Annotated in this window: 7 protein-coding genes; 1 reads left to right on the plus strand and 6 read right to left on the minus strand. The window is 42.6% G+C overall.

The window, feature by feature from the left end; all coding sequences use genetic code 11:
- From PAN06_RS10305 to PAN06_RS10325, 5 genes are all read right to left on the minus strand, one after another.
- On the minus strand, positions 1-585 hold a 585-nt coding region (locus tag PAN06_RS10305; protein ID WP_269796243.1), incomplete at its 3' end, for a ribonuclease J.
- 203 nt (positions 586-788) lie between these two features.
- Positions 789-1,331: a hypothetical protein gene (locus PAN06_RS10310; protein WP_269796244.1), complete on the minus strand. Its 543-nt coding sequence runs from the start codon at positions 1,329-1,331 to the stop codon at positions 789-791.
- A 644-nt stretch (positions 1,332-1,975) separates the two neighbouring features.
- Complete coding sequence (locus PAN06_RS10315) at positions 1,976-2,740, minus strand: ABC transporter ATP-binding protein (protein WP_150906641.1); 765 nt, start codon at positions 2,738-2,740, stop codon at positions 1,976-1,978.
- Positions 2,737-3,603: an ABC transporter permease gene (locus PAN06_RS10320; RefSeq protein WP_003008955.1), complete on the minus strand. Its 867-nt coding sequence runs from the start codon at positions 3,601-3,603 to the stop codon at positions 2,737-2,739. The genes PAN06_RS10315 and PAN06_RS10320 overlap by 4 nt, the downstream gene beginning before the upstream one ends.
- Positions 3,604-3,765: 162 nt before the next feature.
- Entirely contained in the window at positions 3,766-6,450 is a 2,685-nt protein-coding gene (locus PAN06_RS10325; RefSeq protein ID WP_269796245.1) for a GbpC/Spa domain-containing protein, read from the minus strand.
- A 612-nt stretch (positions 6,451-7,062) separates the two neighbouring features.
- Between PAN06_RS10325 and PAN06_RS10330 the strand changes: the two genes are divergently transcribed.
- Entirely contained in the window at positions 7,063-10,935 is a 3,873-nt protein-coding gene (locus PAN06_RS10330; RefSeq protein ID WP_269796246.1) for a glycoside hydrolase family 66 protein, read from the plus strand.
- A 435-nt stretch (positions 10,936-11,370) separates the two neighbouring features.
- Here PAN06_RS10330 and PAN06_RS10335 read toward each other — a convergent pair.
- Positions 11,371-12,230 (minus strand): FctA domain-containing protein (locus PAN06_RS10335; RefSeq protein ID WP_269796247.1); only part of this gene is annotated, 860 nt, incomplete at its 5' end.

A 12,230-nucleotide genomic window follows, 5' to 3' on the forward strand; every position in this document is an offset into this window, starting at 1 on the left:
ATTGGCCGAGTCACTCAAGAGAGCAAGCACGCCTTCGCGGCCAATCTCAGCTAGGCGAGCAAAGTCTGTCGCGTAGGACTCGCTGGCAGTTTGGTCAAATTTAAAGTCTCCTGTATAGACGATATTGCCCTCAGGAGTGCCAATCACAATCCCGATACTTTCAGGGATGGAGTGGGTTGTTTGAAAGAAAGAGACGACAGCATCACCAAAATCAATCTCAGAATTCTGATCGATGACATGGAAGTCGTTGAATTTCTTCACACTGTCATTGCTTTTTACAAAGAGTTTAGCCAACTCAATGGTCAACTCTGTCCCGAATACAGGGACTTTCGCTTCCGCCAAAAGATAAGGCAAGGCCCCAATGGCATCCGCGTGACCATGGGTCAAGAAAACACCCGCAATGCGGTCCTTGTTTTCAAATAGATAATCCATGTTGGGGATAACGACATCCACCCCAAGTTGCTCATTTTCTGGATACTTCAAACCTGCATCCAAGACAAAAATCGAATCGTTCACTTCGGCAACGTAGAGATTTTTCCCATTTTCTCGAACACCGCCAAGAGTGACTAATTTAATACTACTCACTGTTGTCTCCTTTAGTGTGATTATTTTAATACTTACGGTCCTTGGTCGCCCAAGTCGAATTACAGCTTTGCAAATACTTGCATATCCACTCTATTATACAATTTTTTTCTCTTTTTTTCAAAAAGCTTTCCACAGCAAAAAAGTCCTCTCATCTGAAGTAGATGAGAGGGCTTCTAGGCGCCTATTTTTAGGGGGAAAAGACCCTAAAGATGGTAATCTCCCCGTTTATTTTCAATGATCCGCATGGCTGCCTTGATCACATGAAACTTGCCTAACAATTCCTCTAGGCGCTTACTATTTCGTTCGCTCAATTGGCCGTTCTTGACCGCTTGGGACAGGCGATAAAAATCATCCAAGTCCTCCCCAATGTTTTCAAACAGCTCTTTGGCTTCCTTGAGTCGGTAGCGATTGACTAGGTGGTTCACATCTTTTTTGAAGGAAGCGACATTGTTTTCGTGAATGTCCGTATAAGCTTCCTCTTCTTCCTTAGACTCTTGGTAATTAACCGCCTTAAAACAGGTGATAAACTCCCGACTTTTGATATTGCAGACAAAGATGACGCCATCACTGGCTACATAGGCTTCGGTGTTGGCGGGTTGAACCACATTACTATCATAAGGAGAGAGGGAGGAGAGGTGTTGGTTGATCCACTTATTCAAGTGCTTATCATCTACGCCAAAGCGCTCAAAAGCTCTTTGCCGGAAATGGTCCCGGCAACTATATTCTTGCGCATACGACAATCCCATACTCTCACCTCCTCCTGAGTATTTTATAAAAATGGCCTCCAGTCTTACGGGACTAGAGGCCTGGTCTGCTTCACTGACTTGGTGCAATTAACCTTTTGGCTAACAAAACAATGTTTATGATGTTGATTTCATTTAATAGTATTTGTGTAAAATACCAGAGGTTTTCTTTGCTATCCCAAATCCAAATGATTAGTTTTCGACTGGACGCATTGAAGTTTGAAAACCTTTACAAAAAGCTTCTACCTACTATTTCCACGTTTTCTTATGTCTCCGGACAAACTAAGCAGGTTTGCCCGACCGTCCAACCGATCCGACACACACGACATGACTGCTCTTTTACGATAAGAGCATGAACAGATATCAGCAAAACAGGCCTAAAACGAAGTAACCTAAATTTTAACTCGATAAGGCATTGGTATCAATCCCTTCTTCATCTTTCTAACTATATTATACTCAGCTACCTAAGTAATTGCAAGCGATTTCAGCTGAAACTAGTTCCTATTTTCACTTTGCATTTTACGGGCTTTGTATCTTAGTAAATGAACACGGGCTGCGGATTGTGTCAAAAAGATGAATCCTCCTAGAATCTGAAGATTCTGCGTCGTATTCCCTATTTTGACTGTATCCGCTACGCCCTTTGTATCTTATTCTTTCTCAAACAATTCATAGTAGTCTGCGATGGTCATTTGGGCTTTTTCTTCTTGACTGAGGTCTTGGACGATGTGCCCGTCTTTCATCACAATCAAGCGATTGCCATATTTCAAAGCATCTTCCATATGGTGGGTGATCATAAGAGCCGTGAGGGCATCTTGTTTCACAAACTCATCGGTCAAGGTCATCAGGGCCTGACTGGTTTTCGGATCCAAGGCTGCAGTGTGTTCATCTAATAGCAAAAGTTCTGGACGTTTTAGTGTCGCCATCAACAAGCTCAAAGCTTGACGTTGCCCACCTGATAGAAACTCAACTGCTGTATCGATATGATTTTCCAAGCCATTGCCGATCTTAGCAAGAACTGTCTGAAACTCTTCTTTATAGCTTGCCAAGTGACGCGGAATCAAACCACGTTTTTCTCCACGAAACTTCGCTACCAAGAGATTTTCTGCCACTGTCATGCGAGGCGCTGTTCCCATTTTAGGATCTTGAAAGACACGAGATAGGTACTTGGCTCTCTTCTCAGGAGAGTAGTTGGTCACATCTTCACCTAGAATATAGATCTTCCCGCTACTAACTGGAAGTGTCCCAGCAATGGTATTAAAGAGGGTTGATTTCCCAGCTCCATTGCCCCCTAAAATCGTGATAAAATCATGCTCTCGAATTTCCAAGGAGACATCATCCAGAATGACTTTTTCTTCATTCATCCCATTGCTCACAGCTTTGGTTACATTTTTTAATTCTACAATTGCTGTCATTTACTGAGTTTCGCTCCTTTCATGATTTTTCCCTTAAAGGTTGGAATCATCAGGCAGATAGCCAAGATCAAGGCACTGAAGATTCGGATATAGCTGGTATTGATGCCAAGCGCAATCACGGCCCAAATCAAAAATTGGTAGGCGATTGAACCGATTGCAATACTGAGCAAGCGCTCTGTCAAGGTGACATTTGAAAAGAGAACCTCTCCAATAATGAGGCTGGCAAGCCCGATAACGATGACACCAATCCCACGTGAAGCGTCCGCATAGCCTTCTTGTTGGGCCATCAGTGCACCAGAAAGAGCAATAATCCCATTTGAAATGACCAAACCCATCAATTCCATCCGGTCGGTGTTGATCCCAAAACTTTTGGCCATGTCTGGATTGTCCCCTGTCGCAATATAGGCTTGACCCAAGCGTGTATCCAAGAAGAAGATCAAACCAAGGATCACAAGCGTTACGAAAATTAAACCAATCAGGATCTCATTGAACCCACTGGCAAAAGGAAGAAATTCCTGAATTTTTTTATAGCCCAGAAGTCCCAAATTAGCCCGCTGCATGACAAAGAGAATAACCGAGTTACAAGACGTCATCACGAGGATCCCTGACAAGAGTGTCGGGATTCTTCCTTTTGTGTAGAGAAGACCCGTCGCAAGTCCTGCCAAGCACCCTGCTCCAATAGCAGCCAGCGTCGCAAGTAGTGGATTGACCCCTTTGGTAATCAAGGTCACCGCCACCGCTCCTCCAAGCGGGAAGGACCCTTCTGTCGTCATATCTGGAAAATCTAGAATTCGGAACGTCATAAAGATTCCTAACCCTAGAATGGCCCAAATCAAACCTTGTGAAACAATTGAATTAATCATAGTTTCTCCCTTCGATAATAGTAGTTTAATTGTATCACAAATATGGAGGAGAACCTATAGGAAATTGTCATCAATTCCCTTTTCATGCTTTATAAAAAAACCAAAAGGTAGTACCTTCTGGTTTTTAATCGTGATATTTTTTTAAAGGATTGAAAGAAAATCTTAGTCTTCTTTTTTCTTTTGAGCAAGACCAAAGCCTGTTGCGATCACACCAAGCAAGCCAAGGCTGGTAAGAGCTGTTGCTGATTCTGTACCTGTGTGTGGCAATACTTCTTTCACCTTCACAACATCTGAGACCAAATTTTCTTCAACCTTTTGCTCTACCATTGGCGCAGGCGTATGGTAGCCAATAATTGGTTTAGGCTCTGGTTTAGGTGTTGGTGTTGGTTGCGGTTCCGGCTGTGGCTCCGGTTGTGGTTCCGGCTGTGGCTCCGGTTGTGGTTCTGGCTGCGGCTCCGGTTGTGGTTCTGGCTGTGGCTCCGGTTGTGGTTCTTCTTTTGTAACAAGAATATTATTTTTATGCCATTCTACAGTTGGTTTTACAGTTTCTTTTAGCACCGGATCCTTTTCCAATTCAGGAGCTGTTGGCTTCACTGGTTGTTCAGGAACTTTTGGTTCTACCTTGTAAAGTGGACAAGCTGGCGGAACAGGAACTTCCTTTTCAGCTGGAACGTCTTTGATTTCAGGTTTTTCAGGGGCTGTTGGAGCGGTTGGAGCGGTTGGTTTCACCGGTTCATCTCCTGGATCTTGTGGAAAGGCAACATTTGAATTGATTGAGAACCAATAGAGGGTTGCTTCATCCGTAGCATTTGCTCCCTTTGCAGTGAACTCAAGATGGCCGTCTTTCAAGATAACTGCACCACCACCATAGTAGAGATACGGACTTTTGGGATCATCCCATCCTTTAGTTGAACTTGAAGGATCCGCATTAAAGGTTGCACCTTCATTCATGTACTGGTTTTGTTCCTTGGCAAATACTTCCTTAGTAGTTGGATCTTGGTCAACACTAGAATTTGGCAATTTAATAAATTCTTTATTTCCAATATTTACAGACTCTACGTGAGGTGTATTTTGGTGCTTCATCCGTGGGGTATAGGTCAAAATTCCTGATCCCGCATCAACTGAATAAGTACCGACAATATCAGAATTATCCCCAAATTGATAGTCTTCTGTTCCGATAGAATGACCATTTCCTCCACCAGAAGCATTGACCGTCGTCACATCAAGGACAGTTTCTTCACTGACTGAGAAGCCATTCCCATCCCAAGTTGCTTTTTGACCAACGATCTTCAATGGATTATCAGCATCATTAAAGACTTGAGCGCTACCGAAGTTTGCATAGCCACGCTTCACAGCGACATCTGCTCCATCAAGACTAGGGTTACTACCATCTGAATAAGGATCCCAAGTTCCACGAACAGTGTTTCCATTGATATCTTTAGCTTCTACAAGAAGGGCACGAGGTTTGTCATTTTCAACATAAGAAGCTCCATTCCAGTGGTTTAAGGAATTCAAAGCCAAAATGGCATTATGGTTAGCTAAATTAATCAATTGATCATTTTCATCATAAAATTCAACATCAACACCAACTGTGACGGGTTGGTCTGTGTCAGTTGAGCTTCCGATCGTCATTGTTACCGCTGGATCATTGTAAATTTGAACGATTCCTCGACCGTCATTAGATGGCAAGCTTTTCACTTCATACTTGTAGACCACTTTAGCGATACGCTTGATATCACGACCTTCTTTGATATTAGCCTGGCGAAGACCCTTGTAAGTGACATCGAACTTGTCTCCAACTTTAACGACTGCCCACTCGATTTCATTATCTGCATATGGGTTCGTTGTTGTCAAATCGGAATCTTGTAGGTTCTTGGTTTCATACATCTTGGTAGCTTTACCGTCCCCATACAAGCGAGATTGACCTTCTTTTGTCAAATACGTAGTAAGACCTGTTGTTTGGTGGTAAAGCGTCGTTGTTTCCCCATCTGCCAACTCTTCTGGAAGTAAGGTCAAATCTTGTTTGTACTTCTCAGGGTTTCCACCACGCTCTTTAACCATCTTATTGAAGGCATCTTTAGCATCATCGTATTGCGCTTTTTTCTTCTTGTATAGTTCATTATCAATCAAGTAAGCTGCTTGCGCTTCATCATAGAGGCGCTTTTTCTCCTTGTAGTCGGCTAATTTGATATCGTAAGCCTTTTGGGCCAAATTGTTTTCTGTCTCAACGGCTTGTTTGGCTTTAACAGACTCAATATAAGCTTTAAAAGCAGTTTGGTATTCTTCAAAGGCTTTTTCATAAGCCGCTTTTGCAGCCTGATTATCTGCTAGGGCTGCAGCATTTTCAGCCACTGCTTTTTCGTAAGCAACTTGCTCTTTGTTATAGGTTTCAACTTCCTTGTCATAAGCTACCTGAGCCGCTGCATTTTTCGCATCTACAACTGCTTTTTCCTTCTCATAAGTTGCTTGATTCGCTGCAACTTCTGCCTTATAGTCTGCTACGGTCTTATCCATAGCAATGGCTTGCTTCGCATAATCTTGCTCAGCAGTTTTTTCATCTGCTTGGGTCTTTGCTTCTGTTTCTGTAACTTCAAGTCCAGTAGTTACCGCATCGGTTTTCGCAGTCTCTAAATAATCTGGTACAGCAACTTCTTTAGTCTCAGTTGTCGATCTTGTTGGAGTAGCCGTTGTTGAAGTGACTGTTGTCGTAGCTGAAACAACTTCATCTGCAGAAACAGATGCAGCACCTGCTACTGCAAGAACCGTAGCGACTGCTACAGAACCAAAAGCGACAGACGTTTTACGCAAGGCATATTTGGTAGTCTTGCTATCTTTAATTAGTGACATATAATTCCTTCTAACCTCTTTTTCAAATTTCTCCTTACAAAAATCAACACTTTAAATATTAATATCGATTTTTGTAAGGAGATATTAACACTTGCCCCCTTATGTGTCAATATTATTTTTTGATTTTTTTCACATCTCCATTCAAATTTTGCTTCTTTTTTGATAAAACTCCTTGTTTATAAAAGCTTTCTTTTTAGTTTTCTTCTATATATGTCAAACGTTTGACATCTGATTTTTGCCGGTTCATTTTTCTAAAAAAAATTTTTTAACTTTATTTACAGAAATAAAAATAGAATAAACTGCAGAAATTCTTTTACTAATGGGCCTTACAGCTTATGCAAACGTTTCTCCTTGTTTTGTTTTTTATCACTAATTTGTACTATTTTTAAAATGCGGGGAAATTTTGTGTCAAACGTTTTTTGGTTTTTCATTTTTATGAATCAAAAACCCCTATTTAAGGCCATTTTCTAACACTTCCATGAAAATTTTCAAACAGACTTTCGTTCTTAAATTGACACTATCTAGTGAAATGTCGTATACTTATTGGCATCGATAGAACAATTTACTTTAAACTGTTCAACGAACTATACAAACAGTATGTGGGAGAAAAAAATGAATCAACAAAAAAATAGTGTCTCTGAAAAAGGGCACGGCTATTTTCGCAAGCGCAACAAGGCATTAGTCTCTATGATTACCCTTTTTGGAGCCTTGATGTTAAGCTCTGTTGCCATGGCTGACGAGGTCAACACCAATCCGACTTCTGAGATCCCATCAACCGCTCAACCAGTAGCAACCAATAGCAGTACTCCTACCACTACTAGTGAGGAAGTTGCTACAACTGAAGTTGCATCTTCTTCATCGGAATCAACACCAACTGTAACTGCCACTCAATCGGTCAGTGCAGCTCCAGCAACTACTTATAATACTCCAAAAATCACCAACGACGTCACCTTTGATAAAGCGACTTATAAAAGTGGGGAAGATGTCCGCATTTCCATCAACAACTCTGAAGTAGTTTCTTCTGATGTCACTGTCTCTCATTTAGATCAGGTCATTTATGAAAAGAAAAACGTTGAAGGTAGCGAGCTGACAATTCCAAGTACGGTCTTTTCCCCTAATGCTGGATTTATCGTAGATGTCCTTGGTAAGAAAGCAGATGGCTCCCAAGCCTTTCATAAGGCAGCGGGTCTTGCTGTTGAAGATGACTGGACGATCTACCCACGTTATGGGGTGGTTGCCGGCTCAAAAGACAATCACAACTCCATCACCAATGATCAGGTAGAAGGCTACAAGAATAGTATTGACCAATTGGCCAATATGCACATCAACAACTACTTCTTCTACGACGTTTACAATACACCTGCCAACCCATTCCCAGCAAATGTTGAACGTTTCACTCAAGATTGGGCGACTTTCTTGATTCCAAATAACGAAACAGATCCTGACAAGCGCAAGTCTTACTTACCTGTCATCGATACAGAAGCAGTCAAAGAGCTGGTGGCTCATGTCCATACAACTGGTGCCAAAGCCATGCTGTATAACATGATTTACGCGGTTTCCCTCGAAGAAGGGGTCCCAAATGAAGTAAAAAGTGCCATTGTTCGCAATCTACAAGACCATTTCAACTTTGGTAAAAAGGGTGATGTCACAGCGACCGATATCCAACAATTTCTCGATCCAGGTGATCCAAATTGGCAAAAATTTATCATTGAAGTCATGACCAAAGCCATGAAAGAAGGGAATTTTGATGGATGGCAAGGGGATACCATGGGATCTAACTGGGTGGAAAAAGTCAGTGAACCTGGAAAAGGCTTCTCTTTGAGCGAACACTATCCAGAACTAGCCGCAGCTGCAACAGAGGCCCTCAAAAAAGAAGGCTATGACTTCATGATCAACGATATCTCCACTGGAGATGCGGATCGCCTAGGTAAGACAAATGTCTCTGCTCCTTATGCAGAAGTTTGGGGAGATAGCATCGCCTATGACTCCACCTACCAAGCCTTGACTCGCCTCACCGAACGGATGCGTGATTTATACAAGGGGAAATCTCCCATCATCGCAGCCTATACCCATCGTGGTAAAAACGCATCAACCCTCAGCAAAGACAACGAATTGCTGACAGATGCCATCATCGCAGCGAGCGGTGGTTACCATATGACGACTGCAGCTCTCAATACTTCTCAAGATGCTAAAGGTTTTGGGGTGATCCAAGCAGAATGGTATCTCAATCAAAACCTACCAGTCAATGCTGACTTTGCCAATGCAGAATTCAACTACCAAGAATTCATCGTTGCTTATCAAGAACTTCTCCGCGGTCGCGACACCTTGTCACATGATACCCGTCGGATCGTAGACAATACCAATGTACTGGTGAACGGCAACTTCATCGGATCCAACCCAGATAACGCAGATGAGGTTCAACCTGGAACTGTTTATACCATTACAAAGGAAACCAAGACGGGTGATCGAATTGCTCACTTGATCAATTTGGTCGGCATCACTGAAAATAAATGGAACAGCGCTGTGAATACAACCGAAAAACTAACCAATATTCAAGCTTTTGTTCCACTTGGAAAAATCACAAAAGACCAAGCTGAACACGCCAACATTTACTGGGCTACACCTGATGCTGTTGAAGGAAAATACAACATCAACCTCCGAGAAACAAGCGCAAATGTTTATTATGACGGAGGGGCTGGCCAATGGATGGCAGCTATCGATGTTCCTAGTCTAGATGTCTGGGACATGCTCTATGTCAAACTCAATGAAGCCGCCCACGTTCTTTACCAAGGCGAAAACGGAGTTGAGCTTGAGCGCTCTAGTGACTTGGTAGGTCATACAGGTGAGGCAATCAACTACTCGACAAAAGAAACTATTACCAACTATTTGAAGAAGGGCTATGAACTAGTAGAAAATGGCTTTGATGCAGACGAACAACCAAACTTTGACCGCGACGCTACCAACACCAATGAAGATGGCGTTCAAGAGTTTATTGTCCGCTTGGCACCAAAAATTGTAGAATTTTCAGAAGCACAACCCATCCAAGCCGGTCAAGTTGTTCCAGGAGATAGCGAAGGTCGTGTCTATCCAACTCCTCTAGCTCCAGATGGTCAAACAACTGCTGATCTGAATCATTTATCTGAAACAGTGACCCGTACGGTGACCTATGTGACAGAGGACCAGGATGGAGCCAACCGTCAGCCAGCAGGAATAGCTGATCAAACTGACAGCCTTCATTTCGCTCGCAAAGGAAGCATCAATTTGGTGACAGGCGAGACGAAGCTTGAAGACTGGACAGCTCAAGATGGCACGAGTTTTACAGCTCTTGAAAATCCCGTCAAAAAAGGCTATGTTGTCGTAGCAGAAGAATCGACTGATACCGTCTCTTCTGATCTGATAAAAGCAGGTCACCATACTGGCATTCACGCTGATGTAGCAGACATCACAGATACGGTCATCTATCGACCAGTCGGTGCCTATAGGATCAGCTATGCCACTGGTAAAGAACCAACCAATGCTCAAAAAGAGATCACTTATCTCAATGATGCTACTAATCCAACTGCCATCGCATCTCCTACCGCTATCCTTCCTTACGTGGAGGGATTAGAGCCAAAAGATGCTAATGGACAAGTCTTGAACTTTGTCGATCCTCTCGACGAGACCAAAGGCTATCTTCTTCCGAACCCTGAGTCTCCAACAGCTGATACTGCTATTTCCTATGCCATCTCCAAAGGCTCTGTCATGGTACGATTCCTTACAGAGGGAGGCGACACTGATCTGCAAGAGGCGCAAGACATCGCTACGGAAGCAGACTTCGGTACCAAATATACAAGTGAGGCCCCAACAGAAATCACAAAAGATGGTCGTATCTACCATCTAGTTGGACTCCGTGCGGATTCTGCGGATCCAAATGGCACCGTCACTAAAGGAATGAAAACCGTTATCTACAATTACAAGTTAGCTACGGGGACTGTCATCGCGCGATTTGTCATCCAAGATACGAGCACTGAATTACAACCAGAACTTGCGGTTGCAACGAATGTGGACAATGGAACCCATTACATCGCTAGCGCACCAGATGAGATCTCCTACGACGGCCACATCTACGAACGGATCGGTGCAGCTGAACAAACTGGGAATGTAGAAGTGGGAACAACCATCTTAGTCTTTGCATACAAGGTCAAAAAAATCCTAACTCCTCAACTATTCCCAGAAACAGGAAGTAAAGAAATCGTTCATCCTAGTACTTCTCATACACAACCAGCAGTAATAAAAGAAATCCCATCTACTTCTATAACAGAAGAGGATAAACCTCTTGAAACTACAAGCCAAACAGCGGAGCTCCCCGAAGCTGTTCCTAACACCCCTCAAGAAGGAACTCACCTACCTGTAACAGGTGAAGAGACCTCACACCTATCCTTACTTGGACTTGGTATCTTAGCAGGCCTTACCAGTCTTGTCGCTTTCAAAAAGAAACATGATTAGTTAGTTCCCAAACAAAAAGAAACTTCCTATGGAATTCTGTTCCAAGGAAGTTTTTTATATTTATACAACTTATTCAGAGTCTATACTCCTTTTATGAAGGTAACCGACGACAATAAGGGTGTGAAGTTCTACCACCCCAAACCCTACTGTAATTCCAATTCAAAGTGGCTTCATTCCCCTTGTTGCCGGCAGTTTGAAAGATCAAATTACTTTACTAGTATACTGTTTTCCATATTTTAAGTCAACAAAAATCGGCTGAAACTAGTAACAGAATGAAATGACTAATGGAATAATTTCTGAAATATTTCATAATGTATATGCAATTTTTTCTAAGCTTTTAACAACAAACAAAGAGGCCCTGCTCTTTCGAGCAAAGCCTCTTCTTAGATCTAAAATTGTCGCCTCATCAACAAAGATGTCGATGTCTCCTCAATTTTAGTCTTCACGTTTCTTGCGTTTTGCAAGTCCAGCGAGTCCAACCATACCAAGTGCAGCACCTAACAATGCAGCTGATACTGATTGTTCTTCACCAGTGTTAGGAAGTCCTGGAGCTGGTGGAGTTGTTGGTGTCGGTGGTGTTGGAGGAGTCGTTGGTGGTGTTGTTGGTGGTGTTGGAGGAGTTGGTGGCGTTGTTGGTGGTGTTGGTGGTGTATTAGGCGGTGTTGTTGGTGGTGTTGTTGGCGGAATAACAGTGTTGTTAAACTCTGTATCTTCTGGCAACTTAGTAGTAGCTACTAATACTTTACCTTCTTTATTCACCACGATACCAACGGTCGCAACCATCTTATCGTAAACAACGCTAGAATCTGTACCACGAATTTCTTCTACATGGTAGAGGTGAGTTCCTTCTTCACCACGTTTGAACTCAAGATTTGAGAAGGTAATCTTACCAGCCGCATCATTCTTCACAGTTTCGATCACATTGCCTTTTTCGTCCTTAAGAACGAAGCTGAATTCACCAGCCTTCAATGCCCGACCTTCCAATTTCTTAGTGAATTGGAATTGAACCTTAACTGGAATGTTGACTACACGTTTTTCAGTTGGTTTTTCTGGTTTTTCTACAGTCTTCTTAGTTGGATCGTATTGGTGTACGATTTGTGAAGCTGTATTTTCGATATCCACACCCTCTTGAGCAGATTGTTTAATTTCTGCAGGAATTTCAAACTTGTAGTAACGTCCAAAGGCCAACTTAGTTGTGTCGATGACTTGTGTATTTTCCGCGTCTCCAAGTGACTTAGTCAAGTCCGCTTTAGAAGTTGCAGTAATTACACCATTTTCAACCTTGATATCAAACT

This window comes from Streptococcus sp. SM3 (genome assembly GCF_027497875.1).